Origin of the sequence: Pantoea sp. BS_8 (assembly GCF_041954965.1) — a bacterium.
Taxonomy (GTDB): domain Bacteria; phylum Pseudomonadota; class Gammaproteobacteria; order Enterobacterales; family Enterobacteriaceae; genus Pantoea; species Pantoea stewartii.
This window is the reverse complement of sequence record NZ_JAVAXU010000017.1, coordinates 27,874-53,372: the sequence shown is the minus strand read 5'-3', so window position 1 is coordinate 53,372 and position 25,499 is coordinate 27,874. Positions and strand designations below refer to the sequence as shown.

27 protein-coding genes are annotated in these 25,499 nt (G+C 52.5%); 11 read left to right on the top strand and 16 right to left on the bottom strand.

The features are described 5' to 3' along the window. Nucleotides 1-390: 390 nt before the first annotated feature. Nucleotides 391-2,541 (bottom strand): ornithine decarboxylase, encoded by a 2,151-nt coding sequence (locus RAC65_RS21165; protein ID WP_039342318.1) that lies wholly within the window; start codon nt 2,539-2,541, stop codon nt 391-393. A gap of 581 nt (nt 2,542-3,122) precedes the next feature. Between RAC65_RS21165 and RAC65_RS21160 the strand changes: the two genes are divergently transcribed. After that, nucleotides 3,123-4,106: an MDR family oxidoreductase gene (locus RAC65_RS21160; RefSeq protein WP_058702227.1), complete on the top strand. Its 984-nt coding sequence runs from the start codon at nt 3,123-3,125 to the stop codon at nt 4,104-4,106. Here the strand turns inward: RAC65_RS21160 and RAC65_RS21155 are convergent. Next, a complete protein-coding gene (locus RAC65_RS21155; RefSeq protein WP_054687184.1) occupies nt 4,103-4,618 on the bottom strand; it encodes a CinA family protein in 516 nt (171 codons plus the stop codon). The two genes, RAC65_RS21160 and RAC65_RS21155, sit on opposite strands and share 4 nt — an antisense overlap. A 257-nt stretch (nt 4,619-4,875) precedes the next feature. On the opposite strand from RAC65_RS21155, the gene RAC65_RS21150 reads away from it, so the two are divergent. Beyond that, nucleotides 4,876-5,169: a SelT/SelW/SelH family protein gene (locus tag RAC65_RS21150; protein ID WP_006118282.1), complete on the top strand. Its 294-nt coding sequence runs from the start codon at nt 4,876-4,878 to the stop codon at nt 5,167-5,169. Between the two features lie 16 nt (nt 5,170-5,185). Here RAC65_RS21150 and RAC65_RS21145 read toward each other — a convergent pair whose 3' ends face one another. From RAC65_RS21145 to RAC65_RS21110, 8 genes are all read right to left on the bottom strand, one after another. Beyond that, nucleotides 5,186-5,719 carry a PadR family transcriptional regulator gene (locus RAC65_RS21145; RefSeq protein WP_058702228.1) on the bottom strand — a complete coding sequence of 178 codons (534 nt, stop codon included), beginning with the start codon at nt 5,717-5,719 and terminating at the stop codon, nt 5,186-5,188. A gap of 79 nt (nt 5,720-5,798) precedes the next feature. After that, nucleotides 5,799-6,581: a siderophore-interacting protein gene (locus RAC65_RS21140; RefSeq protein ID WP_058702229.1), complete on the bottom strand. Its 783-nt coding sequence runs from the start codon at nt 6,579-6,581 to the stop codon at nt 5,799-5,801. Between the two features lie 212 nt (nt 6,582-6,793). Continuing rightward, entirely contained in the window at nt 6,794-6,988 is a 195-nt protein-coding gene (locus RAC65_RS21135; RefSeq protein WP_058702230.1) for a hypothetical protein, read from the bottom strand. A gap of 166 nt (nt 6,989-7,154) precedes the next feature. Continuing rightward, entirely contained in the window at nt 7,155-8,021 is an 867-nt protein-coding gene (locus RAC65_RS21130; RefSeq protein WP_006118278.1) for a helix-turn-helix domain-containing protein, read from the bottom strand. Nucleotides 8,022-8,244: 223 nt separating this feature from the next. After that, entirely contained in the window at nt 8,245-8,412 is a 168-nt protein-coding gene (locus tag RAC65_RS21125; RefSeq protein WP_006118277.1) for a DUF2474 domain-containing protein, read from the bottom strand. Between the two features lies 1 nt (nt 8,413). Beyond that, entirely contained in the window at nt 8,414-9,418 is a 1,005-nt protein-coding gene (cydB, locus tag RAC65_RS21120; RefSeq protein WP_033739704.1) for a cytochrome d ubiquinol oxidase subunit II, read from the bottom strand. A gap of 1 nt (nt 9,419) precedes the next feature. Beyond that, entirely contained in the window at nt 9,420-10,832 is a 1,413-nt protein-coding gene (locus RAC65_RS21115) for a cytochrome ubiquinol oxidase subunit I (protein WP_033739705.1), read from the bottom strand. 768 nt (nt 10,833-11,600) lie between these two features. Continuing rightward, nucleotides 11,601-11,984 carry a helix-turn-helix domain-containing protein gene (locus RAC65_RS21110; RefSeq protein ID WP_033739707.1) on the bottom strand — a complete coding sequence of 128 codons (384 nt, stop codon included), beginning with the start codon at nt 11,982-11,984 and terminating at the stop codon, nt 11,601-11,603. Nucleotides 11,985-12,087: 103 nt separating this feature from the next. On the opposite strand from RAC65_RS21110, the gene RAC65_RS21105 reads away from it, so the two are divergent. From RAC65_RS21105 to RAC65_RS21090, 4 genes are all read left to right on the top strand, one after another. Then, nucleotides 12,088-12,945: an SDR family oxidoreductase gene (locus tag RAC65_RS21105; RefSeq protein ID WP_058702231.1), complete on the top strand. Its 858-nt coding sequence runs from the start codon at nt 12,088-12,090 to the stop codon at nt 12,943-12,945. 171 nt (nt 12,946-13,116) lie between these two features. Continuing rightward, nucleotides 13,117-13,440: an antibiotic biosynthesis monooxygenase gene (locus RAC65_RS21100; RefSeq protein WP_006118272.1), complete on the top strand. Its 324-nt coding sequence runs from the start codon at nt 13,117-13,119 to the stop codon at nt 13,438-13,440. Then, on the top strand, nt 13,433-13,816 hold the full coding sequence (locus tag RAC65_RS21095) for an amino acid-binding protein (protein ID WP_058702232.1): 384 nt from the start codon (nt 13,433-13,435) through the stop codon (nt 13,814-13,816). Before RAC65_RS21100 ends, RAC65_RS21095 begins: the two co-directional genes overlap by 8 nt. 5 nt (nt 13,817-13,821) lie before the next feature. Next, nucleotides 13,822-14,532 carry a helix-turn-helix transcriptional regulator gene (locus tag RAC65_RS21090; protein ID WP_058702233.1) on the top strand — a complete coding sequence of 237 codons (711 nt, stop codon included), beginning with the start codon at nt 13,822-13,824 and terminating at the stop codon, nt 14,530-14,532. 49 nt (nt 14,533-14,581) lie between these two features. Here the strand turns inward: RAC65_RS21090 and RAC65_RS21085 are convergent, their stop codons facing one another. Further along, complete coding sequence (locus tag RAC65_RS21085; protein ID WP_072209569.1) at nt 14,582-15,094, bottom strand: GNAT family N-acetyltransferase; 513 nt, start codon at nt 15,092-15,094, stop codon at nt 14,582-14,584. Nucleotides 15,095-15,404: 310 nt separating this feature from the next. On the opposite strand from RAC65_RS21085, the gene RAC65_RS21080 reads away from it, so the two are divergent. After that, nucleotides 15,405-17,063 (top strand): alpha,alpha-trehalase, encoded by a 1,659-nt coding sequence (locus RAC65_RS21080; RefSeq protein WP_050504863.1) that lies wholly within the window; start codon nt 15,405-15,407, stop codon nt 17,061-17,063. Nucleotides 17,064-17,133: 70 nt separating this feature from the next. Here the strand turns inward: RAC65_RS21080 and RAC65_RS21075 are convergent, their stop codons facing one another. The 5 genes from RAC65_RS21075 to RAC65_RS21055 form a co-directional block, all read right to left on the bottom strand. After that, the gene (locus tag RAC65_RS21075) at nt 17,134-17,640 is read right to left on the bottom strand and encodes a ferritin-like domain-containing protein (RefSeq protein ID WP_033739715.1); all 507 of its coding nucleotides are present in this window, start codon (nt 17,638-17,640) and stop codon (nt 17,134-17,136) included. Further along, nucleotides 17,637-18,134 carry a ferritin-like domain-containing protein gene (locus RAC65_RS21070; protein ID WP_006118265.1) on the bottom strand — a complete coding sequence of 166 codons (498 nt, stop codon included), beginning with the start codon at nt 18,132-18,134 and terminating at the stop codon, nt 17,637-17,639. The genes RAC65_RS21075 and RAC65_RS21070 overlap by 4 nt, the downstream gene beginning before the upstream one ends. Before the next feature lie 504 nt (nt 18,135-18,638). Continuing rightward, nucleotides 18,639-18,803 (bottom strand): general stress protein, encoded by a 165-nt coding sequence (locus RAC65_RS21065; RefSeq protein ID WP_006118264.1) that lies wholly within the window; start codon nt 18,801-18,803, stop codon nt 18,639-18,641. A gap of 596 nt (nt 18,804-19,399) precedes the next feature. Further along, the gene (locus tag RAC65_RS21060; protein WP_006118263.1) at nt 19,400-20,230 is read right to left on the bottom strand and encodes an alpha/beta fold hydrolase; all 831 of its coding nucleotides are present in this window, start codon (nt 20,228-20,230) and stop codon (nt 19,400-19,402) included. Between the two features lie 140 nt (nt 20,231-20,370). Next, entirely contained in the window at nt 20,371-21,309 is a 939-nt protein-coding gene (locus RAC65_RS21055) for a sensor domain-containing diguanylate cyclase (RefSeq protein WP_058702234.1), read from the bottom strand. 443 nt (nt 21,310-21,752) lie between these two features. Here RAC65_RS21055 and RAC65_RS21050 point away from each other — a divergent pair, with 443 nt between their 5' ends. From RAC65_RS21050 to RAC65_RS21035, 4 genes are all read left to right on the top strand, one after another. Further along, entirely contained in the window at nt 21,753-21,995 is a 243-nt protein-coding gene (locus RAC65_RS21050) for a hypothetical protein (RefSeq protein WP_033739719.1), read from the top strand. Between the two features lie 111 nt (nt 21,996-22,106). Further along, the gene (locus RAC65_RS21045) at nt 22,107-22,772 is read left to right on the top strand and encodes a YfdX family protein (RefSeq protein WP_033739721.1); all 666 of its coding nucleotides are present in this window, start codon (nt 22,107-22,109) and stop codon (nt 22,770-22,772) included. Between the two features lie 441 nt (nt 22,773-23,213). Next, entirely contained in the window at nt 23,214-24,791 is a 1,578-nt protein-coding gene (locus tag RAC65_RS21040) for a methyl-accepting chemotaxis protein (RefSeq protein WP_058702235.1), read from the top strand. A 187-nt stretch (nt 24,792-24,978) separates the two neighbouring features. Beyond that, nucleotides 24,979-25,374 (top strand): thioesterase family protein, encoded by a 396-nt coding sequence (locus RAC65_RS21035; protein ID WP_058702236.1) that lies wholly within the window; start codon nt 24,979-24,981, stop codon nt 25,372-25,374. Nucleotides 25,375-25,499: the final 125 nt, after the last annotated feature.

Sequence of the window (25,499 nt, the reverse complement as noted above, 5' to 3'; positions counted from 1 at the left end):
CGGTCGCCCGCACCGGGCAGACTGAAACTCCAGGCCGCCTGGCGGGCGAAACCCTCTCAGTGTTTCATAAGCTGTCAGCGACTCAAACCTTCTCAACGCCTGCTCGCGCAAGCATCACTGCAACTCATTATCTGTATCCAAAGCAATAAAAACGCCTGAACAGGCGCAAATCTTAGAGCGGGGGAATTGGGCAGGACGGGAGCACGGGCTCAAGGGGCCGCGGCGGCTGGCGGCCCCTTGTCGGTCGCCCGCACCGGGCAGACTGAAACTCCAGGCCGCCTGGCGGGCGAAACCCTCTCAGCGTTTCATAAGCTGCCAGCGACTCAAACCATCTCAGGGCCAGCCATGGCCCCTGATTCCAGCCAGGCTGTGCAAACAGCCACCCAGCACTTACCCCTGCATCATATTCGCCACCAGGTACTTACGTCCCTCGGCATCTTCCTCGGTGTAAACGCCCTGTAGCTCGGGTGAAAAACCCGGGAGCTGGTTGATGCCTGCTTCCAGCGCAAGAAAATAACGCTGTACCGCCCCACCCCAGGCTTCACCGGGAACAACACAGAGTACGCCAGGCGGATAAGGCAGCGCGCCTTCCGCGGCGATGCGCCCTTCTGCTGACGCAATCGGCACCAGCTCCACATCACCGCGAATATAAGCCTGATGTGCGTCCTGTGGATTCACTTTGACCTGAGGTAAGCCCTGCTCACGGAACATGAGACGTTGCAGATCTTTCACATTGAAGCTCACGTACAGGTCATGCATCTCCTGGCACAGGCGGCGCAACGTGTAACCGGCGTAGCGTTTGGCGTTCTTACGGTAAAGCGTGGGCAGGACTTCAGCCAGCAACGTGTCGTCTTTTACATGCTGCTCAAACTGCGCCAGCATGGCGACCAGGTTGGCCATTTTCTCCGGGCTTTCCGCTGGCGTAAGCAGAAACAGGATGGAGTTAAGGTCACATTTTTCCGGCACGATGCCGTTTTCACGCAGGTAGTTGGCGAGGATCGTCGCCGGAATCCCAAAGTCAGCATATTCGCCGCTTGCCGCGTCAATGCCCGGCGTGGTCAGCAGCAGTTTGCAGGGATCGACGCGGTACTGATCGCGATCGTATCCCGCAAAACCGTGCCATTTGGCGTTGGGTTCGAAGCTGAAATAGTGCAGATCCCGCGCGATCTCCTCTGTGGGCGCATCCTGCCAGCGTTTGCCGTTCACCGTTTCAGGAACAAAAGGCAGGATCATATCGCAGCGCTCAAAGATTGCCTTGCGCGCCTCAATGCCAAGCATGACGCACTCGTCCCACATGCGACGTCCCGCCTCGCCCTGGTGCATTTTGGCGTTAATATCCAGTGCGGCAAACAGCGGATAAAACGGGCTGGTAGAGGCGTGCAGCATAAAGGCGTTATTCAATCGCTTATGCGGGCAGAAACGCTTCTGACCGCGGATATGGTTGTCTTTTTTATGAATCTGCGAGGTCTGTGAAAAGCCCGCAAGCTGCTTGTGTACCGACTGCGTCACGAAAATGCCGGGATCGTTTTCGTTTAACGACAGCGTCAGCGGTGAGCAGCCTTCCATCAGCGGAATAAACTGTTCGTAGCCCAGCCAGGCGGAGTCAAACAGGATGTAGTCACACAGATGACCTATGCGATCCACCACCTGACGCGCGTTGTACACCGTGCCGTCATAGGTGCCTAACTGGATAATCGCCAGGCGGAAAGGACGTGCTTCCTGCGCTCGCTCAGGGGCCACGTTGGCGATCTGAGCACGCAGATAATCCTCATCAAAACAGTGCGCGTCAATGCCGCCAATGAAGCCAAACGGATTACGGGCCGCTTCGAGATAAACGGGCGTTGCGCCAGCCTGAATCAGCGCCCCATGGTGGTTGGACTTGTGGTTGTTGCGGTCAAACAGCACTAAATCGCCGCGCGTCAGCAAGGCATTCGTGACCACTTTGTTGGCGCTTGAGGTGCCGTTCAACACAAAGTAGGTTTTATCGGCATTAAAAACTTTGGCAGCAAACTTCTGTGCATGCTTGGCCGATCCCTCATGGATCAGCAGATCGCCCAGCTTGACGTCAGCGTTACACATGTCTGAGCGAAAAACGTTTTCGCCATAAAAATCATAAAATTGCTTACCTGCCGGATGCTTTTTAAAAAAGGCACCGCCCTGATGACCGGGGCAGGCAAATGTACTGTTTTGCATATCGACATAGCGGGTCAGCGTTTCAAAGAACGGGGGCAGCAACTCAGCTTCATACGCCTGCGCCGCCGTTTCCAGTGCCGCCCAGTCCTGCGGTTCACCGTTCAACTCACCCGTCACGCCGGGCAGATGCATGACCTCTTCTTCAAAGGCATTGGCAACAAACACCGGTAAGTTAAAACCGGTATGCCGCAATAAGGCCAGCACGCCACTGCGTGTATCCGCAAGCGAGACGACCACAGCCGCCACATCGGTAAAATCAGTATTATCCAGCGTGACCACGTCGCGCGCAGTATTCAGGGACAGACTTGGCGCAACGGCAGCGCTGGCAGCAATTTTAAGTGGTGTCATAACACAAATCCCTAACAGTCAGGGAGTGGGTGCCTGAGGCACGGCAATAGGGAAATTTCCCCGGCGAATGATATCTGACGGGCCAAACCGATAGACATCAGTAAAGAGTAGTCCTTACTCATGTCCAACAGCAACGACCAGACTGGCGTCACCGCATAGTGACGGAAATTTGTGTAACCGGTATGACGGCGGAAAACAGGTCACGCGCCAGGTCTGGCGAGTGGGAACAAGTGCAAAAACGCATTGATCCGGACATGGTAGCGTCCTCTGTCTGGGATGGCGGCGGGGAAAAATGTGGCGGCAATAATGTCATTTTTTACTGACAGGGACAACCCGACAACGTTAAATATCAGGTCAATAACTTTAAAATAAAAAACAATACATATCATTCAGTTGCAATATCTTTAAGCGACTAAGCTTCTGTAATCAATGCAAAATTATGCCATGTCCGGACATTGCCGCCCCGCCACCGGGATGTTTGATAATGCCTCAGAGCGGGGTACTTGTCGGGCCAGTACCTGGCCCTCTCAGGCTGTCGGGCGTAAACTTGCCTGATGATTCTTACGCCTGACGGAGGCTGTATGTTTAAGGCACTGGTCATTGAAAATGACGAACAAGGTTACCGTACCGAGTTAAAAGAACTCTCCGAAACACAGTTGCCCCACCAGGATGTCACGCTCGACGTGCACTATTCCACCCTGAACTACAAAGATGCGTTGGCCATCTGTAATAAAGGCCCGATTGTCCGTGAATTTCCCATGGTGCCGGGGATTGATTTCGTCGGTCGCGTAGTCGCCAGCCAGCATTCCGACTGGAAGCAGGACGACACCGCTATTTTGACCGGCTGGGGCGTGGGAGAAAAACACTGGGGCGGCCTGGCGCAAAAAGCCTGTGTCGCAGGCGACTGGTTAGTGCCCGTGCCAGACGGCTTATCGCCACTGAATACGATGGCCATTGGCACCGCCGGTTTTACCGCCATGCTGTGCGTGCTGGCTTTAGAAAAACAGGGCGTTACGCCTGATCGCGGCCCCGTGCTGGTCACCGGTGCCAGCGGTGGCGTGGGCAGCTTTAGCGTCAGCCTGCTGGCAAAACTCGGCTACGAGGTGATCGCCTCCAGCGGCCGCGCCAGCGATGAAAACTGGCTGATCAACACGCTGGGCGCGAAAAGGATTATGGATCGTGCTGAACTGTCTCAGCCGGGCAAACCTTTGGGCAAAGAGCGCTGGGCCGCGGCTATCGACAGCGTGGGCAGCCATACGCTGAGTAACGTTCTGGCGGGCACGCAGCGCGATGGCGTTGTCGCCGCCTGTGGCATGGCTCAGGGGCTGGATCTGCCCACCAGCGTCGCGCCTTTTATTTTACGCGGCGTGACGTTGGCGGGCGTGGACAGCGTGATGTGCCCTAAACCGCTTCGCCAGCAGGCCTGGCAACGGCTCGGACAGTTGATGAATGATGCGCAACTGTCTCAGATGATCACGGTCATCCCACTGAGCGAAGCCAGTCAGGGCGCGCGGGATCTGCTTGAAGGCAAGGTTCGCGGCCGCCTGGTGGTGGACTGCCGCTAACGGTCTTTATGGGGCGGCGCATCCTGCTGCATCAGTAACGCGCTTAGCCCCTGCAGTGCCCAGCTCGCGCCCTGCTCCATGACGGCTTTGGGGTCGCCAGAAAAGTGCTGACAACGGGCCACGACTTTGCCATCAGGCAATGTCCATCCTACCCAGATAGTGCCTGCAGGCGTACCATCTTCGCCGCCGTCCGGTCCGGCATAGCCGCTTATCGCCAGACTCACCGGTTCGCCGGACCGTTCACGCGCCCCCAGCGCCATTTCACACACGGTTTCTCTGCTGACTGCAGTGTGGTTTTCCAGCGTTTGCGGGTTAACGCCAAGCAGACGCACTTTGGCGCTTTCGCTGTAGGTGACGAAGCCGCTGGTAAAAAAATCACCGCTGTTTTCGACCGCCGCCAGCGTAATACTGATCAATCCCGCCGTGCAGGACTCTGCGGTTGCCAGACGCAAACCAGAGGATAAAAGCTGCTGACCCAGTTGTTCAGCAGCCTGACTGAGTTTCATGGTCATGAGTTTTCCTTTGTTTTCTGTCACAGGTAAAGTATGGCTGAAACTCAGTAATCTGATGCGGCTAATCTGATGTTTTATCAGCGTAAACAGGAAAATGGCCTGTGCCGTTTCGGCTAACACGTCGCCCATGGTTCTCTGCCGTTTCGGCTGGCAACGCGAACCGGTTTGTCCCGGTCAGCCTGTAGATGTTTCATGTAGCCTGTCTGCCATTGCGTAACATCGCTGACAGCCCTTATTCAGGAAAAGGAGAAAAGAATATGCAAAAACCTGTCGTTGTGATCCACTACTGTACCCAGTGTAACTGGCTGCTGCGCTCAGCCTGGATGGCACAGGAATTGCTGCACACTTTTGCTCAGGACCTGGCCAGCGTCACGCTTCGCCCCGGCAGCGGCGGCATATTTGAAGTAACGGTAGATGACCATCTGGTGTGGGAACGTAAACGTGACGGCGGCTTTCCCGATGCTCAGGTGCTCAAGCAGCGTGTCAGAGATATCTGCTTTCCGGAACGTTCACTGGGACACATCGACAAAAACAAAACTGACGGAAGCTGACGGGCACGATCCGGCGTTAACTGCGGCTGATTTGCTCAGCGGCTGCGTTCAGCGCAGCCACAATCTTATGCCGTGTTTCGTCCGTGATGTCCTGCTGTGCCAGACGGCCATTTAAAGCGTTTTTAAACTGAAAGATGGCCTGTTCTATGTCGGGAATACTGCGGTTGTTGACTAATACAGCCAGCGAGGTAAGGCGCGTAATCAAACGCGACAATGGCTGGGCTTCGGCCTCTAACATCGCCTGACCCGTTGCGGTCACTACATAAGCCTTTCTCGCCGCCTGAGGCTCGACAATCTCAATGGCCTCCATTTCCTCAAGCAAGGTCAGATTGGGATAAATGATACCCGGGCTGGGGGAATATTCCCCTTTCGACAGTTCTTCAACGCATTTAATCAGCTCATAACCGTGAGAGGCGCGCTGAGCGATAAAGTGCAGCATCAACAGGCGCATTTCACCCGCATCAAGCATCTTTTCCCGGCGCTTCCGCCGCGCTGCGCAAGGCCGCGCAGACTGGCTGCGGTTATCCTGTTCTGAATGGGCCGAATCCATCTGTCGCCTCTGCCTGTTTAAGGAGAAAGAGCCTGATGGTAGAGGGCCACCAGGTAAAATTCAATCAACGGCAGGTCACTCACTTGTGATGCCAGTAAGCAACCGCACGCACAAGATCAGCATCCACGCCGCGTTGCGTTGTGAAGTAGTCAGCGAGCTGTTTAACGACGCGCCCTTCTCCCGTTAGCCAGATAAAAGCGTCATGCGACGGTATCGCTATCTTATCCAGCGCCGCCGTCAGGGCTGGCAAAGCCGCCTGCGTCATCTGCTGGCTACCGAGCCAGGCCACATTTGCCTTGCCGGTGTCCGCTAAGTAGTCACGCCCCGTTTTTTCATCGGTGAAGGCAAACAGGTGCAGGGTTTCGGCTTCAATGCTGCGGCTGCGGCGCTGAAACGCAGGCAGACCAGTTTCATCACAGACATAAAGCTGGAAAGCATAATCCGTTGGGACCAGCAGAGAACCGCGAGGTCCACCGATAATCAGGCTGTCGCCGGTCTGTGCCTGCGCGGCCCAGCCGCTGGCGACACCGCTTTCATGCAGGTAAAAATCGATTGTCAGCGAAGATTCACCATCAAAGTCAAACGGCGTGTAGTCACGCGCAGCCGGCCGCAAGCCGTCTTTCCAGTGAATGCCGTCCTCGTCCATCGTCGGCAGTTGCAGCGTCGTGTCAGCGGTGGGCGGGAAAAAGACTTTGATGTGGTCATCAAAACCGGGCGAATTAAATCCTTTCAGGTCGTCGCCCGTAAACTCGATGCGCCAAAACCGGTCAGCCACTTTGGTTTTGGTGGCAACGTGAATACAGCGAAAGCGGAGCGCGTTACGGATACGTTCAGGTAAACGGCGGGAAGAAGATGCAGGCACAGTGGCTCTCCGAAAAACAGGGTTGTACGCAACCTTAGTAAACAAAAATCATTCTCATGTCAGTCGGAGAGAATAGCTATGATATATCTTAAGAACAATGACTAAAAATGCGGTCCGGCAGTACGTGCAGGCACATCTGTCGGCCTTTTATCGCTGAAAAGCAAAAAGGCGCTTACGCGCCTTTTAAAGGAGGACTGTCGGTCATCGGGCGGTTACTGCGCCTGATTTTGTCCGCTGTTTTGCGGCAGCGAGCTGTCACCGAGTATCTCGCTGTGGCCGGCCTGACTGCCGGGATGTAATCCTGTGCGAACATTGCCGGGATCGGTGAGTTGTGCAGTCGCCAGGCCGGGAGCGACACACAGCGCGACAGTCAGAAAAAAGGCGGCTATTTGTGTTATTTTGGTCATGGTATTTTGCCTGTTCAGGCGTAAAAAGCAGGTGAATATCCAGCGCTGAGAAGGAAATACAGTATGCGTAGCTGCGCTCAGCGCTTCGGTAAGGATTTTACGCCTTGCCTGCCAGCCTGCTTATAAAATCGTGCGCTTTATCACACAATGACGCACATAATGTGCATTATCCCTGCGTGACAGGAATAGAGAACACGCCTTCAATGTTGTCGGCTGTGCATCGGGTTAAATCCAGACAGAGCAAATCCATTCCCGGCCGGCAGGCCACATTCAGCTGCGGCAGATAAAGGTAGTAAATATCCGCGATGAAACGCGTCAGTTCTTCCGGTGAGCCACGCCATGCCAGGCGGGCGTAAAGCCCCGCAGGCACCGTGCGGCATTGAAGATCGCCTGGCCCGGCATCCGTGTTTGCCAGCGCGACGCCACGAAACAGGCTGATGTGCTGTTGATCGACGGACGCGTTGCCGGGGCCATACTGAAATCCCAGCCATCCTTGCGCGTCGCCCTGCTGCGTACGGACAAAATGGCGTACCAGGCCGGCCATACGCTGATGCCGGTCGCGAATATAGTCGCCATACGGGCATTCCCATTCCAGCGTATCGCCCTGCAGGAGCAACTCCTCTTCGCGCCGGTAAAGCGATACCGGCATGACCGGCTCGCGCTGGGCAATACGGCCGTGAAAATACCGGACAGGCAGCACGTTAAGACGGCGAAAACCGCCCGGCGTAACAGAGAAGTGATTTTTAAACACGCGGTTGAAGTTTTGCTGATTTTCAAACCCGAAACGGACGGCGATATCAATTAACGGCATGCGCGTCAGTCTTAACGCCATAGCGGCAAGGGTTAAGCGGCGCTTGCGCGTATAGGCCGCCAGCGTTTGTCCGGTCATCTCCTTGAACAAACGTTGCATATGCCATTTGGAATAGCCCGATTTGAGCGTAATCAGATCAATGGAAATGTCGTTGGTCAGGTTGGCTTCAATCCAGTCGACTAAATCATTTATATGCTGTTTTTTTATGGTTTGACTTAGCATTTTAAAAACGTGAAAAGAAAAAAGAGGGAAAGATTTGTAATAAAATAGTAACAAAAAGCGTTGCAGGATGTCATGGCTCATGGGCCAGCCAGGGCCGGATAGCGGCAAAAAGCGCATTAATTGCCTGGGTTACTACTTTAAAAAGCCAACACACAGGCTGGCTTATGGAAGGACGAGGGGAGCAATGGAGGCAGTCAGGAATGCACTGCCTCGTTCGGAGGACTCAGTGGCTACGCATGCCTGCAGCGGTCATCATCATTCTGAACAGCGTCGCGACCACACCGAGTGCCAGCACGCTGGCACTGTAGATGACCACCAGCCACAGCACGCGTTTCCACCACGGTGACCGGGTTTCATTCTGACGTTCTTTGCTGCTGACCTGGGTCTGCATATCAATGGTATCCTTCGTCTGCTTTGATTTTTCCACGGAACACGTAGTAGCTCCAGAAGGTATATCCCAGAATCATTGGAATGATCAGTAAGCTACCTACCAGCATAAAGGCCTGGCTCTGCGGCGGGGACGCGGCGTCCCAGATGGATACCGAGGGCGGAATAATATTCGGCCAGATACTGATACCCAGACCCGAGAAGCCCAGGAAAATCAGGGCCAGCGTCAGCAGGAAAGGCGAATAATGCGCCTCGCGCTTGATTGCGCGGCGCAGTCCCCATGCACACAGCAGCACCAGTACAGGCACCGGCAGGAATAAGAACAGATTTGGCGTGGTGAACCAGCGATGTGCAATGTTCTGATGCGTGAACGGTGTCCAGATACTGATGATGCCAATAATTAACAACAGCGCAATCAACAGCGGTGTCGCCAGGGCTGACATTTTACGGTGCAGTTCATGTTCGGTTTTCATGATAAGCCAGGTGCAGCCCAGCAGTGCATATGCCACAACCAGCCCGACGCCGCAGAACAGCGGGAACGGGGCCAGCCAGTCCATCGTCGAGCCTGCAAAGCTGCGGCCTTCGACAGGAATGCCATCCAGCATCGCGCCGACGGCAACGCCCTGGCTAAAGGTTGCGAGGAGTGAACCGGCAATAAACGACTTGTCCCAGAAGGCCCGATGGTGCTCGACAGCCTTGAAGCGGAACTCAAAGGCGACGCCACGGAAAATCAGCCCAATCAGCATGGCGGTTAACGGCACGGAAAGCGCATCGGCTATTACCGCATAGGCCAGCGGGAAAGCGCCATACAGTCCTGCGCCGCCCAGCACTAACCAGGTTTCGTTGCCGTCCCAGACAGGCGCAACGGTGTTGACCATCATGTCGCGCTCGCCTGCGTCTTTGTTAAAAGGAAACAGCAGGCCGATGCCCAGGTCGAAACCGTCCATGACGATATACATCAGGACAGCAAAAACGATAATCGCGAACCAGATAACAGAAAAATCAATCATCTCAACGCTCCTCATGATGGTGAGTGGCCGCAGAGAGCGGGCGCGCTGGCGTTTTGATTTGTCCGGGGCCACCTGTTTCCACGGTATCGCCTTCGCCGGTGACCGGCCCTTTTTTAATCAAGCGCATCATATAGTGATAACCCACACCGAAGACGGAGGAGTAAACCAGAATAAAGGCGAGCAGGCTGATACTCATGTGCATTTCGCCATGGGGAGATACCGCATCAATCGTTCGCTGAACGCCATAAACTACCCAGGGCTGACGACCGATTTCGGTAGTAAACCAGCCTGCTAAAATCGCGATCAGGCCGGAGGGTCCCATGAGCAAAGCAAACCACAGGAACGGACGCGACTGGTACAGGCGTCCTTTGTAACGCAGCCACAGGCTGACTACGCCAAGGGTGATCATTAACAGTCCCATTGCCACCATGACGCGGAATGACCAGAAAATGATGGTGGAGTTAGGACGGTCCTCTTTCGGGAAAGATTTCAGCGCCGGGACCTGTTTATCCAGACTGTGCGTCAGGATAAGGCTGCCCAGATACGGGATTTCGAGCGCATATTTAGTACGTTCCTCTTCCATATCCGGTAAACCAAACAGTATTAATGGCGTGGCTTCACCGGGGGGGTTTTCCCAGTGGCCTTCAATGGCCGCAATTTTTGCAGGTTGATGCTCCAGCGTGTTCAGTCCATGCGCGTCACCAATCATGGCCTGCACAGGGGCGACAATCAGCGCCATCCACAACGCCATTGAGAACATTTTACGGATGGCAGGATTGTCATTTCCTTTAAGCAGATGCCAGGCCGCCGACGATCCGACAAAGAACGCACTGGCCAAAAATGCCGCCACGGACATATGTAACAGGCGATAAGGAAAGGACGGGTTAAAGACAATTTTAAACCAGTTTTCTGGCACCACGATGCCATTCTGAATGAGATAGCCCTGCGGTGTTTGCATCCAGCTGTTAGAAGACAGGATCCAGAAGGTGGAAATCAACGTTCCCAGTGCCACCATGCAGGTCGCAAAGTAGTGCAGCCCGGGGCCGACGCGGTTCCAGCCAAATAACATCACACCTAAAAAGCCCGCTTCAAGGAAGAAAGCCGTTAACACTTCATAGGTCAACAAGGGACCCGTGATACTGCCGGCAAACTGGGAGAAACCACTCCAGTTGGTCCCAAACTGATACGCCATGACCAGCCCGGAAACCACGCCCATGCCGAAATTCACCGCAAAAATTTTCGACCAGAAATGATAGAGATCGCGGTAGGTTTGATTACGTGTTTTGAGCCACATTCCCTCCAGCACAGCAAGAAAGCTGGCCAGACCGATGGTGATGGCTGGAAAGATAATATGGAAGGAAACAGTAAAACCGAACTGGATCCTGGCGAGATGAAAGGCATCTAATCCAAACATTGCTTACCTCTTTGCCACATAGAGCACCACATATAGTTACTTATAATTAACGACTTATACACAAAGCATGTCATTCCATTGCATGGAAAAATGCCATGACGAATGTAAGATGCTTCGTCCTGGTAAAACAGAGACAATCAGATAAGTAAAAACTATAACAGTATTTTTTGATTAAGATCATTTTTTTGTTGAAAGTTTTCTTATTTAGGACGGATAAGCAAAACGTTAATTTCAAAGGGGCAATGTGACATTATTGTTATTAAAACAGACCCTGCACGGAGCCGTAACGGCCAAACGAGATTACCGCTAAAAAATAACGCAACTCGCTGTTTTTAAGCGTCATTCGCCATTTCCGCGCTTCGTTAAACAGAGAAAAGTACCGTTCTGACAGGGGAATCACGTGTTTTATTATATTGTTAGCAGGATATTTATCTTATCTGCGCTTTATGATGCTTTTTTTTAGAATACGTCCGGTTTTTCGCACTCTGGCTTCGCTATTTCCGGGCAGGAAAACGAAGCTCAACCGGTCAGGCATGTTAAAAATCATATGCAATATGTAAATAACTCATCACATCTTTATCACGCGCAATAATTAACGCAGCCAGAAACCTCAGGAAAAAGTCGCCTGGTAAAAAGGATGTTAAAGAAATGCTGTGAGTAATTAAGACCGCCCGACGCAGAATGAATCTGTTATGTCGGACAGGCATTTTTTACGGTGGCCGAGGGGAGTGTTTCTCTGCGCGCTTCGGTCCCGTCTTATGAACGGTCTTACGCGTCGGCGGACTGTTTCTCCCGGTGGGCGAGGATGCGTTCTACATTCATCTCCAGCCAGTCGGCCAGTCCTACCACCTGCTCCCCTACTTCCAGACCCAGCGGTGTCAGTCGGTATTCAACATGCGGCGGCACAACATCGTAAGCGATGCGCTCAACAAAGCCGTCTTCCTCCATATAGCGCAGGCTCTGCGACAGCATACGTTCGCTGACGCCGCCGACTGCACGCCGGAGTTCGCTAAAACGCAGCGTGTCATTTTTCAGCGCCAGTAAAATTAATACGCTCCAGCGACTGGTAATGCGCTTTAACACATCGCGCGACGGGCAGTTAACATTCAGCAATTCGCCGCGCATAAATTTTTCGCTTAATTTATCAGTCATTTAAACAAAACCCTTCATCCTAACAATTCTGTAAGTACTTACGAAAAGTTAGCATATCGCATAGGCTGCTGTTGACCAACTGTCCTCTTAAAGGAGCTATGTGATGATCGCAGTGACTGGAGCAACAGGCCAACTGGGCCGTTTAGTTATCGACGCATTACTGAAAAAAGTAGCCGCAGATACGCTGGTTGCCGCCGTACGCACGCCGGCGAAAGCGAGTGACATCGCCGCCCGTGGTGTTCACGTTCGTGAGGCGGATTACAACCGCCCAGAAACCTTAACGGCCGCCCTGCAAGGGGTCGACAAACTCCTGCTGATTTCCGGCAGTGAAGTGGGCCAGCGTGAAGCGCAGCACCGTGCAGTTATTGATGCCGCTAAAGCCGCAGGCGTGAAATTTATCGCCTATACCAGCCTCCTCCATGCGGATAAGTCTCCGCTGTCGCTGGGCGCTGAGCATCGGGCTACCGAAGCCCTGCTGGCAGCGTCTGGCGTCCCTTATGCCCTGCTTCGCAACGGCTGGTACACCGAAAACTACGCGGCGAGCATCGCCCCTGCCCTGGCGCACCATGCGTTTCTCGGTGCGGCAGAACAGGGCCGTATCGCTTCTGCGGCGCGTCGGGATTATGCCGACGCGGCAGCGGAAGTTATGGTGCGTGACGGCCAGGCGGGCAAGGTGTACGAGCTGGCCGGCGATGACAGCTATACGCTGGCGGAGTTTGCGGCTGAAATCGCCGCGCAGAGCGGCGAAAAGGTGGATTACGTCAATCTGCCACAGGCAGATTTTGCCGCCGCACTGAAAAGCGCAGGCTTGCCGGCCCCGCTGGCAGAGCTTCTGGCAGATTCCGATGCGGGTGCCGCTCAGGGCGGTCTGTTCGATGCGTCCCGCACACTGAGCCAACTGCTTGGTCGCCCCACCACGCCTTACGCCGAGGTGATCCGCGCGGCGCTGACAAAGGGATAACGCACTCACGCTTACGCTGCGGTTAAGCCCTGCCGGTTAACCGCAGCGATTATCCTCTCTCACTCCCTTTCTCCCCTTTCTGATGCTCCATCAGCCACGATTCGGTGCACACCGAAGTAACCGCTTTTGCATCGGGTACGCTGTCTGCAGGCTGACTTAAGGGAGAGAGAAATGATTGCCGTACTTTTTGAAGCAGAGGCCTTACCGGCAGCGCAACAGCGTTACATTGAACTGGCGGCCGAACTTCGGCCCGAACTGGACAGGATACCAGGATTTATCGCGATTGAGCGCTTTCAGAGTTTGAGCGAGCCTGGCAAGATATTGTCCCTGTCGTGGTGGGAAGATGAACGGGCGGTGCGTCACTGGCGGGAAAACAGCCTGCATCAGTCGGCACAGCGGGAAGGCCAGAACACAATTTTCAGCCATTACCGCCTGCGCGTTGCGAAGGTTATGCGTGATTATGCTGGTCCAGAGGAGAACACCCGGCATGTTTAATCTTTATGTGGTCTTCAGGAACGAACCGGGGTCGCTGGCCGCGTTTGGAACACTGCTTGGGCAGCATGGCATCGGCCTGGAAGGCGGCGGCGTCTTTTCAACGGGCAAGGAAAGTCACGCTCATTTTCTGGTGAAGGATGGCCCGCGCGCCCGGCAGGTGTTAGTGGATGCCGGTTTCGATGTCAGGGACGTCCGAAGGCCACTGCGCCGAAAACTCCCTCAGCAGCGGCCAGGTGAACTGGGTGAAATTGCGCAGTGCCTGGCGCAAAATGGCATTAATATTCGCGCGCAGTACAGCGATCACAGCAACTGGCTGGTGCTGATTACCGATGATGACAGGCGGGCCGAAGCACTGACCCGCCAGTGGAAAGGATGAGCAGAATGACACGCATGGCGGCCCGGTGTGATGACAGCACACACTCTTCTCTGACCTTCAGCATGGCGACGGTGGCCACTGCGCTGGCGGATACCTCGCGCATGCACATCCTCTGTGCCCTGATGGATGGCCGGGCCTGGACGGCGACCGAGCTGAGCGTGGTCGCTGACGTTGCGCCCTCCACTACCAGCGGCCATCTGAATAAGCTGACGGAGACAGGGTTGCTAACCTGCGTGGTACAGGGACGGCATCGTTATTACCGTCTGGCCAGCCACGAGGTGGCGGGCCTGCTGGAAAACCTGATGGGCATTTCGACCCGGCCCGGTTCAGTCCTGAAAACAACCACGCCAGACCGGCTCCGGCGAGCCCGCACCTGTTATGACCATCTGGCCGGTGAGATTGCCGTCGGTATCTATGATGCTATGCAGTCAGCGGGTTGGCTGATGTCGGATGGCACGGCGCTCACAATGGAGGGCAAGGCGCATTTTGCCGCAACAGGCATCGAGCTGACTTCGCCGTCGCGACGAAAGCCCTGTTGCCCCTGCCTGGACTGGAGTGAGAGGCGCTTTCATCTTGGTGGCGAGGCCGGTGCAGCCTTGCTGCGCTTCATGATACAAAAAGCCTGGCTACAGCAGACGCCCGGCTATCGGGAGCTTGGCGTCACCGCACGCGGCCAAACTGGCCTGTCGCGCATATTTAACCTCCGCCTCGTCTGACAGCCTCCTTTTCGCCTTATACCACGCGCGGGCATGCTGGCAGTGCGCCTCAACCGATAGCCGTTAAGTCCAGCCTCATCAGCACGGTATCGTGGAACACACCGTCGACATACAGCGCCGCGACGTCTGTTCCGTAGGTCGTAAATCCAGCAGACCGGTACAGGGCCGTTGCTGCTGCATTGGTGGCGCTCACGGCAAGCCGGATGCTGATGCATTCACGGGCTTGCGCGATTGCGGTCATGAGCAGCGTCTTCGCCAGGCCGCTTCCCCGCCACTCAGGCAGCACATACATTCCCCAAATCGTGGCGACGTGCCGCTGTTTCTGGCCGGGATGGAAGCGTAAACCCGTCACGCCCACGATCTCGCCCTGGGGATCGAATCCGGCCAGCACAGTATTGTTTTGCAGCAGAGCCGCAAAAAACGCGTCAGGTTCTGAGCGCTCACGCGCATAATCCGCGCCAAACGCCTCAGGATGGCGTTGTAATCCGTCCAGCCGAATGGCGCGATAGCCTACACTGTCGCTGCTGGTGAGTCGTCGCAGAGTAAAGGAACGCACGATCATTCTCCTTAACAGGGCACCCGAGAGGGTATTTTCTTACATCATGCCACTTTTGCTTCATTTTCCTGCCGCACAGGGAAAAAACAGCCCCTTTTGGCCCAGGCAAAATTTTATTAAGCCTGCCGTAAGAGATTCATCTGAAATGCATTTACGTCATAAGTCGAGATATTCGGTTGAATTGTCTGTGTTTATTCAATCTATACGATTAATAGACAATTTTTATTACGTTCATAGACAATCTGCATTGTTGTTCCTGCCTGCGAGAGGTCTATAATTTCCTTTTTGTGCAACCCCGTTCGCTCAGGAGGCCGTTATTAATACTTATCGCCAGCAACTCAATGCATTCGAAGAGAATCGTGCCGGGGCGGAAGTTGAGTATCAATACGATCCCCATGAACTGAAGCTGGAGCGCATGCAGGATTCTGAACCCGAGCCAGAGCTGATCGAAGGTCTGCCTGCCCCGGATGCGTTGACGCCTGCCGATCGCTATCTTGAGCTTTTCGAGGCCGTTCAGATGTCGGGCATCTTCGAGGACAGCAAAACGTTCCCCGACTGCTCGCCCAAATACGATCCGCTTGATGTGCTGATGCGTTACCGCCGTCAGAAGCGCAGCAAGGACTTCGATCTGGCGCGTTTCGTTGCCGACCATTTCTACATGCCAGGTATCAACGAAAGCTTCTACGTTTCGAACCCTGACAAAACGCTTAACGAGCACATCGACGATCTGTGGCCGGTTCTTACCAAGATGCCGCAGCAGCATATGCCGCATTCGTCGTTGCTGCCGTTGCCTAAACCTTATGTCGTGCCCGGTGGTCGTTTTGGCGAAACTTATTACTGGGACTCGTACTTTACGATGCTCGGCCTGGCGGAATCAGGGCGTGACGATTTGTTACGTCATATGGCCGACAACTTTGCCTGGCTGATTGATAACTACGGGCACATTCCGAACGGGAACCGCACTTATTATCTGAGCCGCTCACAGCCACCTGTGTTTGCGCTGATGGTGGAACTGTTCGAAGAGGACGGCGTGCAAGGCTCACAGCGCTATCTGGATCAGCTGATGAAAGAGTATCAGTTCTGGATGGATGGCGCCGGCTCACTGATGCCTAACCAGGCTTATCGCCATGTGGTCCGGATGCCGAACGGCTCGCTTCTGAATCGTTACTGGGACGACCGCGACACACCACGTGATGAATCCTGGATCGAGGACATTGAAACAGCGCGTCATTCTAAGCGTCCGGCAAGCGAAGTTTACCGCGATCTGCGCGCGGGTGCCGCGTCAGGCTGGGACTATTCATCACGCTGGCTGCGTAATCCAAAACGTCTGTCGAGCATCCGTACAACGCAGTTTATCCCGATCGATCTCAATGCGTTTTTGTACAAGCTTGAGCTGATGATTGCGACGTTGTCTCACGTTAAAGGCGAAGAGCTGACTGCGCTGGCCTGGCAGAATAAGGCGGACGCCCGCAAACGTGCCATTACCCGTTACCTGTGGGACAGTACCGCAGGCGTTTTCCGGGATTATGACTGGCGCCGCGCCCGCTTTGGCGCGTTCACCGCCGCTGCGGTAGTGCCGCTCTTCGTCGGACTGGCAACGCCTTATCAGGCGCATTTACAGGCTATCGCGCTGCGCCATCTGCTGCTCAGCAATGGCGGGCTGCTGACCTCTATGGTGGAAAGCGGCGAACAGTGGGATAAACCTAACGGCTGGGCGCCTATGCAGTGGATGGCGGTGGTGGGCCTGAATAACTACGGCGAAGAAACCCTGGCGAGCGAAATCGCCGTGAACTGGCTGACAACCGTGAATAACTTCTACCAGTTACACCATAAACTGGTCGAGAAGTACGATATCAGCGGTGACCGCGCGCGTCCCGGTGGCGGCGGTGAATATCCTCTGCAGGACGGCTTTGGCTGGACAAACGGCGTAACCCGTCGGCTGATGGCGATGTATGGCCATATGATGATGGATTAATCTGTGTCGCAGGCACAAAAAAGCCGGGAAACGTTCCCGGCTTTTTTCTGGCGATTTCTCTGTAGAGAACTTACTTTTTCGCTTCAACGCCTGGCGCCGCAGAGCGCTGCAGGAACTGCTGAGTGACTTCCGGCAGATGCGTGAACAGCCATTCGGCCATCGCAATTTCCTGATCGCGAATTTCGGTCAGGACTCTGACGCCATCACTGTCGCCGACCTGCTCGGCAGCCGCGATCAGGCTGGTGTAGCTGGCGATTTCCGCGTTTTCGAACACATAGCCGCTCATCGCGCCTTTGACGACTTCGTCAGAAGTAAACATGCCGCCAATCGCCTGTCCTGTGGCGGCCATTTTGCCCATCACGTCTTTCATAATGGAATGGTCAATGCCGTGGCGATCCAACAGTTGTTCAAGCAGAGTAAGCTGATGCTTAGTTTCATCCAGATGCTGGGCAAGGCGCTGCTCCAGAGCGGGATAATGCTCCAGACGACCCGCCATTTTGCTCAACATGCTCTCGGCCTGCTTCTCCATGGCATGCGCGTCGCGCAACCAGTCATGATAGTTTTCAATGGCCGTCATTTCGCGACTCCTTCAGCCGAACTGATGGTCTGTGCAACGCTGGTCAGTTTTTCATCCGTCTGCTTTTCCTCCGCAAGGGTTTGGGCCAGCAGCTTCGCGGCTTTGGTATAACCCAGCTTTGAGGCCAGCGCGTGCAGCGTACCGTAGGTCGCAATTTCATAATGCTCGACCTTCTGCGCCGCCCCGATCAATCCCTGATCGCGTACTTCACCCTTTTCAACAGACTCAATAATTTCCTGGGCTTCTTCTACCAAGCCTTCCAGGGCATGGCATTTCATTCGCTTGATTTTCACTTCAGGCGTAACGTCGACTAATTCGTCCAGACGTTCGATTTGCCCGCGTGTCTCTTCGAGATGCTGATTAAACGCAGCGATAAGATTTTCATCACTTGCCGCACGCGCCATTTTAGGCAGTGCTCTCGCGATTTGTTTTTCCGCACTGTAAACATCGGACAAGTCATGGATAAAGAGATCGTTTAACGTTTTGACAGTCATAAAAGAGCCTCATTAATTGAACGGCTACGCCACTATTTTTTAATGCAGCGCCAGTGACAATGTACTCACTAACCTTAGACTATTTAACGAAGAATGCATTCGGCTCCGTTTAATTCAGATTTTAAAGTAGCATTGAAAATGCCTTTTTCCCTTAATTACCAGTACTTTACTCAAAATGAGTTATTTTGATAAATGCTCCGCCTCACCTCAATTAAGACAAACCTGTACAGAATTAGCAAAAACCGTACAAGTTAACCTTCAGTTAAAATAGAGGCGTTTCACCTGGTGAACCCGGATTTCATTTTTTCGTTCAGACAGCCGTGCGTTGACCGGAAAAGCAGCAATAAAAAAACCGGAAAGGAATATCCTTTCCGGCAAGATTGACCAAATCCTAAACCAGAGGTGGTTTATTTCATGGATTAAACAGCGAAGTTTATATATTGAGTAGAAGTCAGCTTCACTGAAGGTTTCAGTTTAAATAGCTAACCCCTTGTTAATATTGAATTAACTTCTTCGACTAACCTTACCTCCCTTACGCCCCGCCTCAATAGCTCGCTGGGGATCGTTTTTGAAATTCCCACCGCTGTTTTGTCCGCCTTTACGGCCTGCTTCTGCTGCTCTCTCTTTGTCTGCAGCGAAATTACCGGCCCCACCACGATATTGAGTCATTCTGTGTTCTCCGCAAGTTTAATTATTGAAATAGCACAGTGGAAGTTGCATCAACTAAAGAGTGCACAAACAAATGTAGCTGTAAAAATCACCTAATCAAGCATGACGGTCACGACACTCACAAAGGCAGATACATATACCTTATTTGTAAATCCAGTTAATTCTTTAGTGATGAAACTATTTTTCGAGGAAACTCTAGTTTAACGCTCCTGGCGAAAACTTTAATGAAAACGCTCCTCTAAGGCTCTATTAATCGATCTATTTATTAAAAAGTCCACACTGATTTTATTTTCAATCGCAGCACATGGACGGCCAGGTGACATTGCCCATCGTCAATATGATCAATAAATGATCTATTTAACTAAGCGCGATAAAATCGAATTCATTACGGCAGGGTTTGCAACATGCAAAAATAAGCGAAGCGGTAAACGTCTCGTTTATTAGAATGAAGAGAAAGAAAAGATCATAAAATGACCAGGCAGGCGACAATTAGTAAAATGGCACTTCTCACAAGCGGAAGAAATACCGCTCATCACATTTCAGGTAAGCGAAGCGGCAATAAAAATAAAAACGCCCTGACGGGCGTTTTTTTCGGACTATTCTGCCCTGCTGTTTTGCAGGAAGGCGAGTAAATCGTTGTTGAGCTGAGCCTGATGCGTGACTGCGAATCCATGAGGCCCCTGATCGTAGATCTTGAGCTCTGAACCCGTAATCAGTTCATGGGCCAGCTTTCCGGTTGCCTCGAACGGGACGATCTGATCATGGCTGCCATGAATGATTAAGGTGGGCACATCAACGCGAGCGAGATCCGCGCGAAAGTCGGTTTCAGAAAAAGCGGTAACACAGTCCAGCGTTCCCTTGAGCGATGCCAGCAGGGCCATGTTTAACGTCTGCGTCAATACGCCCTCGGATACTGACTGGCCAGCATTGGTGCCATAAAAGGGGGCGGCAAAATCCTTAATAAACTGCGCTCTGTCGTCAAGCAGTCCCTGTTTGATATCGTCGAAAACCGATTTCTCTACGCCTTCGGGATGATCGTCTTTCTTACCAAACACGGGCGTGACTGCGCCTAACAGAACCAGCCCTTTAACGTTGCCCGTGCCATATTTTCCAATATAACGCGATACGTCGCCGCCGCCCATTGAGAACCCGACCAGCGTGACATCCTTGAGCTGTAAATGTGTGATCAGGCTATGAATGTCGTCAGCAAACGTATCGTAGTCATATCCTTCCCATGGCTGGTCGGAACGTCCAAAACCGCGCCGGTCAAAAGCAATAACCCGATAGCCGCGTTCGGCAAGGAAGTTGAGCTGGCTATCCCACATATCCGCGTCCAGCGGCCAGCCATGGCTAAACAGTACCGGCTGCCCTTTGCCCCAGTCTTTGTAGTAGAGGTTAAATCCATCTTTGCTTTTAAACAGACTCATAAACGCCTCGCTATGGATGAAGGTGATGACGCTTCCGGCCATCGTCTGAGAAGCTCAGCGACGTTCCGGCGCGCGGCACTACCTGTCAAGCATGGCAGAGGGAAACCGATGGTCAAACCAGAAGCAGAAAAAACGCGTTTTTACAACGCTACACCGCGTTTACCGTTTTTTTTGATGCGGTACATCGCCTCATCAGCACGGGCCAGCGCACTGTCAAAGTTTTCTGGCTCCTCAACCTGAACAACCCCAATGGATGCGCCAATGACGGCAGTACCGTTGGTCAGCTCAAAAGGTTGCAGGGCAGCATTAAGACAGGCGTGCGTGAGCCTCTTCGTGAGTGGATGGGTTAACGCGAGCGGAATCAGTAAAACAAACTCATCGCCGCCCAGTCGCCCAATAATGACACCTGGTGGGCAGGCTGCGATAAAGCGCAGACTAAGTTGAATCAGGACTTCGTCGCCACTGCGATGCCCTAACGTGTCGTTGACATGCTTAAAATTATCTAAATCAATAAAGGCAATACATAATGCCTTTTTCTTCATATCGCGAAAATGATTGATCAACGCATGCCGGTTGGTTAATTGCGTCAGGGGATCGTGCATGGCCAGTGAAGCCAGTTGCGCTTCGTACTGTTTCTCTTTGGTCATATCAATGTGCGTGCCCGTCACTTTGATCGGTCTGCCCTGCTCGTCCCATTCACTGACGCGGCCCCGGTCCAGCACCCACGTAATTTTTCCTGTTTTACCAATCATCCGATGTAAGGCTTCATAGAAGGGTGCTTTGCCCTCGATATGGTCATAGAACGCCTTCAGAACATCTGCGGCATCCTCAGGATGCAGGCAGGATTTCCAGACATCAAAATGGGCATCCGTTTCTTTAGGCTGAAAACCCAGCATGGATCCCCAGCGGCGGTTAAAAATAACCAACTTGCCCGTGGGAATATCCAGTTGCCACAAGCACAGGCCCGTGCCGTCCAGCGCAGCACCCAATTTATCGCGGGCATCATGCGCAATACGCCTTAATCGCGCATTGTGTTTTTTTAAATTCGCAATTTGCTGCCGCAGGGCATCTTCAGACATATCGATAGCGGGAAAGGGAAAAGGCTATTTTGCCATTGCCATGCGCACTGTAAAGCAACATGTTCAAAACACGATGAGACAGGGATAAAGTCAACCCGTTCAGAATTAACCACGCTTAGCCGCATCAGAACCAGCATACGGCAGACGCTCAGTGACAGCGCGCTGAATGATTATCTTGCACAGAGAGTGATCAACGACGGCGCGGCTGATGTGGCTTCTTTTATGACCCGACTGTCAGCCTGTACGCTTTCTTCTATAGAAAACTCAGGTTTTTTAAAGAAGCGGTAAGATGTAACAAACACTGATTCGCAAGCCATTGAATTAAAATGATAAAAAAACCATGCAATTGTAACAGTGACATTTTTCTGCAAACTCATAATTACAATTAAATATCCTCCGGGTGTTAAGTAAAGACGTCAAGACGACATCAAGGAGATAACATCATGGCTCTGCCCCTTCTGCTTTCTTACCACGGTAACCTGTGTAAAAGTGATTATTCACGCCAGGATTCACATCTGACCGACGCCCTGTTTGTTGGCGATATGTTTTTCTCAAAAAACAGCCCGGACATTTCGCAGGCGGATTATGTTTTCAACGCCGTTTCACCTCATTATTTTTGCGTGAAGAATGCCATTCTGGATAACTGTTTCCCAAACAGCAAAAACAGCGACGTTGCATTTGTCTGACAACGCAGTGTTATTGCTTTTTCGAAAAAGACAGTCCTGGTAAATGAACACTACAGATGTAATCAATGACGTTAGCACCTTTCGGATGCATAAATACAGAGGATAAATATCATGAAAAAGATGATTATTAGCTCAATGATTGTAGCCGTATTAGTGTTTACTGGTGGCGCTGCGGCCGCTGAGTCCTTTAAAGACAGCCATACATTAAATAATGAAGTCATTTCGGCCCAGGCCGCGCAGGCCATGAATGATATTCAGCTTTCACGCAACGCGTTATTTAATGGCCAAACTCAACAAGCAAAAGCGCTGGCGACTCAGGCTGACACCTATTTAAAAGATAATAGTGTGGACTGGACAAAGTATATTCGCTATGACAAAAAAGCCCCGATGACGGGAGATAATTATATTCGCATCGGCTCCGATGTATCCGTGTCGGAAGATTACCAGTTATCAAAACAGAAAAATGACGCGATCGATAAAGCCAATCAGCATATTAAAGCAGGTGATAAGCAAGGTGCGCTTGATGCGCTGAAGCTGGCTGGCGTAGCCGTCACTGAAACGCAGGAACTGATGCCGCTACAACAAACAGAAAATGATGTTTCAAATGCCCTTGCTTTAATGAAACAGGATAAATACTACCAGGCAGGCATGCTGCTGAAATCCGCAGAAGAAGGCGTGATTTACGATACGCAAACTTATTCTGAACTGCCTGTGAGCCCGACCCTGCATCACTCACAGACCGGTGCCAGTGCATCACAGAGTAATAAAGGCTCGTAATTATCAATAAGCGTGACATTAAATACACGATGACGATGTTAAACAACAAGGCCGCTTTCATTTCATCGATAAGGTGAGATGAAAGCGTCAACCTTATTTAATCCGTTCAGATATCAAGCGCACAATGATACAGCCTGATTATCATCCATTTTTTTCTCCCCACTCCAGCGACTACGCTCACTTAACACAAATCCCCCGCATCTCCTTTTCATTATCACTTTTATTTTCAGTTCATTTATACACCTTACGCTAATCTCGTCCTTTCTATCGAATACTATAGATAACTCAGGAAATTAACTTTTTACTAAACTTAAGGATAGTTTTTAAACTTTTTTTTAAAAAACGGCTTCGCTTTCATAAACTGCCTTCCTTTGTTGCCGATACTCGAAAAGCAAGGGTTGTTATTACAAAAATAAAAAAATTACTAAACGGGGAATCAACATGAAAATCACAACAGGCCGCAAAATCGCGTTCGCGTTCGGCATCATCGTTCTTGTGTCATTAATAGGCAGCAGCTTGTCAATTATTAACTTTCTCAAGCTACGGCAGGCCAATAGCTGGAATATTCACAGTTATAAGGTGATGAGTCTGAGCGACAGCATGTTAACTGACATGGTTAATATGGAAACGGGCGTGCGGGGATTTGTCATCTCCGGTAATGAAGCCTTCCTGGCACCGTTCAACGCAGGCAAAACGGCGTTTGACCAGAAATATAATCAGCTCCGCACCATGACGGCAGATAATGCCAGTCAACAGCAAAGACTGACGTCATTACTTGACCTGCACAACAGCGTCCAGGCCATTGACGATCAGCTAATCGCATTGCGTCGTCAGGTTAATGGTGGACAACAACCGCTCGATGCCCTGACGCATTTTTTTCAGGAAGGGCGTGATAAAGCCTTTATGGATCGCTACCGCGCCGTCGCCGCCGGGTTCAACAACGCAGAATCGTCGCTGCTGGCTACGCGTTCTGACGACGTAAACAGCCTGGCCTTTGCCACGAAAATGACGCTCAGTCTGGCCGGGTTAACCACCATCCTGCTCTCGTTGGTGCTGGGCACCATCATTACACGCAGTATCGTTCGCGCACTGGGCGGCGAACCCAAAGCGGCTGCCGATATTGCTGGCATGATTGCTCAGGGTAACCTGACGGTAGATATTGCTGTGCCGCTTAAAGGCCAGGGCAGCCTGATGGCCTCGCTGGAAGCCATGCGCCAACAGTTGGTCACCATTGTGAGTGGCATTCAGTCCTCTGCGGAACTGATCAATAACTCAGCGAGCGAAATCGCCCAGGGCAATATTGACCTGGCTCAGCGCACTGAAGAGCAGGCTGCCGCACTTGAACAAACGGCCGCCAGTATGGAGGAGCTGACCGCTACCGTCCGTCAAAATACCGATAACGCCCGTCAGGCAAATTCTCAGGCGGATACCACTTCGCACGTGGCCCTGCAGGGGGGAGATGTGGTGAAACAGGTTGTCGAAACCATGCGCTCTATTTCAGAAAGCTCAGGCAAAGTGGCCGAGATTATCTCTGTCATTGAAGGGATTGCATTCCAGACGAATATTCTGGCCCTGAACGCCGCCGTTGAAGCCGCACGGGCTGGTGAAGGCGGACGCGGATTTGCGGTGGTTGCCGGAGAAGTACGTTCGCTCGCCTTACGCAGTTCTACCGCGGCTAAAGAAATCAAAGATTTGATCACCCAGTCGGTTGAACACGTGGCAAAAGGTTCGGGCCTGGCGAAACAGGCAGGTAACACGATGGAGGAGATCGTGAAATCCGTACAGGGCGTGACGACCATTATGGGCGAAATCACCATTGCGTCGGATGAGCAAAGCAACGGTATCGGGCAGGTCAGCATTGCCGTCAGCCAAATGGACCAGGTTACCCAGCAGAACGCCGCGCTGGTGCAGCAGGTCTCCTCTGCGGCCCAGGGCATGGTGGAACAAACGACCCTGTTACGTAATGCCGTGTCCATTTTCCGTATTGACCGACACCAGCCAGCCGCTGTGCTGCGCTAAACAGCCTCGGTGTTTAGCTGCGGCATGACGTAAAGCCCACCCGGCACGTGTCTGGATGATTCTGGCGCGTGCTGATTTTACTGTTAGCGTGAATCACTCACCTTCCTCTGTCGCCTGAAAAAAGCCGTTTAAAAAAACAGCCATGCCGACTAAAGTGGGCCTTCCCTCACTTACCAGTGGCCATACTATGTTTAGCAAAACGTATCAGGTTGACGAAAAGCATATCGATTTTCAGGGCGTTGTAGACGGACTTTACTATCCCTTCTATATGGAATGGACACGCCACGCGTTTATGAAAGAGCACCTTGGCGTGGATCTGGAAGCGGAGTTTGCCGAAGGCCGTATCCATATGCTGCTTGAATATACGCTTCGCTTTAAAAAGAGCCTGAAAAAAGGCGATGAGATGCAGGTGACCTGCGCACTCGCGGCAAACGAAAAGCGTAACCGTGTTAATTTCGTTCAGCAAATTTTGGTTGATAACGTTGTTTATGCTGAGGCGGTTTTCACCGGCACCTGTCTGGAAAATGGGCGTCCCGTTATTCCGGCTTTTTTACGTAGTGCGATACCTGACGCCGGAAACTAACGCGCCGGCTTTCCGCCTGATTACCGCGACGCTCGATCACGACATTCTCATCATGTTGAGATCGAGACGTCCTCTCCTGTGTCGATGTACCTGCCTTGCCCACCACCTGTAACGTGACGCATCTC

Coding starts and splice junctions, on each gene's coding strand:
- RAC65_RS21165 (WP_039342318.1), bottom strand. CDS start 2,541: ATGACACCACTTAAAATTGCTGCCAGCGCTGCCGTTGCGCCAAGTCTG.
- RAC65_RS21160 (WP_058702227.1), top strand. CDS start 3,123: ATGTTTAAGGCACTGGTCATTGAAAATGACGAACAAGGTTACCGTACC.
- RAC65_RS21155 (WP_054687184.1), bottom strand. CDS start 4,618: ATGACCATGAAACTCAGTCAGGCTGCTGAACAACTGGGTCAGCAGCTT.
- RAC65_RS21150 (WP_006118282.1), top strand. CDS start 4,876: ATGCAAAAACCTGTCGTTGTGATCCACTACTGTACCCAGTGTAACTGG.
- RAC65_RS21145 (WP_058702228.1), bottom strand. CDS start 5,719: ATGGATTCGGCCCATTCAGAACAGGATAACCGCAGCCAGTCTGCGCGG.
- RAC65_RS21135 (WP_058702230.1), bottom strand. CDS start 6,988: ATGACCAAAATAACACAAATAGCCGCCTTTTTTCTGACTGTCGCGCTG.
- RAC65_RS21130 (WP_006118278.1), bottom strand. CDS start 8,021: ATGCTAAGTCAAACCATAAAAAAACAGCATATAAATGATTTAGTCGAC.
- RAC65_RS21125 (WP_006118277.1), bottom strand. CDS start 8,412: ATGCAGACCCAGGTCAGCAGCAAAGAACGTCAGAATGAAACCCGGTCA.
- cydB (WP_033739704.1), bottom strand. CDS start 9,418: ATGATTGATTTTTCTGTTATCTGGTTCGCGATTATCGTTTTTGCTGTC.
- RAC65_RS21115 (WP_033739705.1), bottom strand. CDS start 10,832: ATGTTTGGATTAGATGCCTTTCATCTCGCCAGGATCCAGTTCGGTTTT.
- RAC65_RS21110 (WP_033739707.1), bottom strand. CDS start 11,984: ATGACTGATAAATTAAGCGAAAAATTTATGCGCGGCGAATTGCTGAAT.
- RAC65_RS21105 (WP_058702231.1), top strand. CDS start 12,088: ATGATCGCAGTGACTGGAGCAACAGGCCAACTGGGCCGTTTAGTTATC.
- RAC65_RS21100 (WP_006118272.1), top strand. CDS start 13,117: ATGATTGCCGTACTTTTTGAAGCAGAGGCCTTACCGGCAGCGCAACAG.
- RAC65_RS21095 (WP_058702232.1), top strand. CDS start 13,433: ATGTTTAATCTTTATGTGGTCTTCAGGAACGAACCGGGGTCGCTGGCC.
- RAC65_RS21090 (WP_058702233.1), top strand. CDS start 13,822: ATGACACGCATGGCGGCCCGGTGTGATGACAGCACACACTCTTCTCTG.
- RAC65_RS21085 (WP_072209569.1), bottom strand. CDS start 15,094: ATGATCGTGCGTTCCTTTACTCTGCGACGACTCACCAGCAGCGACAGT.
- RAC65_RS21075 (WP_033739715.1), bottom strand. CDS start 17,640: ATGACGGCCATTGAAAACTATCATGACTGGTTGCGCGACGCGCATGCC.
- RAC65_RS21070 (WP_006118265.1), bottom strand. CDS start 18,134: ATGACTGTCAAAACGTTAAACGATCTCTTTATCCATGACTTGTCCGAT.
- RAC65_RS21065 (WP_006118264.1), bottom strand. CDS start 18,803: ATGACTCAATATCGTGGTGGGGCCGGTAATTTCGCTGCAGACAAAGAG.
- RAC65_RS21060 (WP_006118263.1), bottom strand. CDS start 20,230: ATGAGTCTGTTTAAAAGCAAAGATGGATTTAACCTCTACTACAAAGAC.
- RAC65_RS21055 (WP_058702234.1), bottom strand. CDS start 21,309: ATGTCTGAAGATGCCCTGCGGCAGCAAATTGCGAATTTAAAAAAACAC.
- RAC65_RS21050 (WP_033739719.1), top strand. CDS start 21,753: ATGGCTCTGCCCCTTCTGCTTTCTTACCACGGTAACCTGTGTAAAAGT.
- RAC65_RS21045 (WP_033739721.1), top strand. CDS start 22,107: ATGAAAAAGATGATTATTAGCTCAATGATTGTAGCCGTATTAGTGTTT.
- RAC65_RS21040 (WP_058702235.1), top strand. CDS start 23,214: ATGAAAATCACAACAGGCCGCAAAATCGCGTTCGCGTTCGGCATCATC.
- RAC65_RS21035 (WP_058702236.1), top strand. CDS start 24,979: ATGTTTAGCAAAACGTATCAGGTTGACGAAAAGCATATCGATTTTCAG.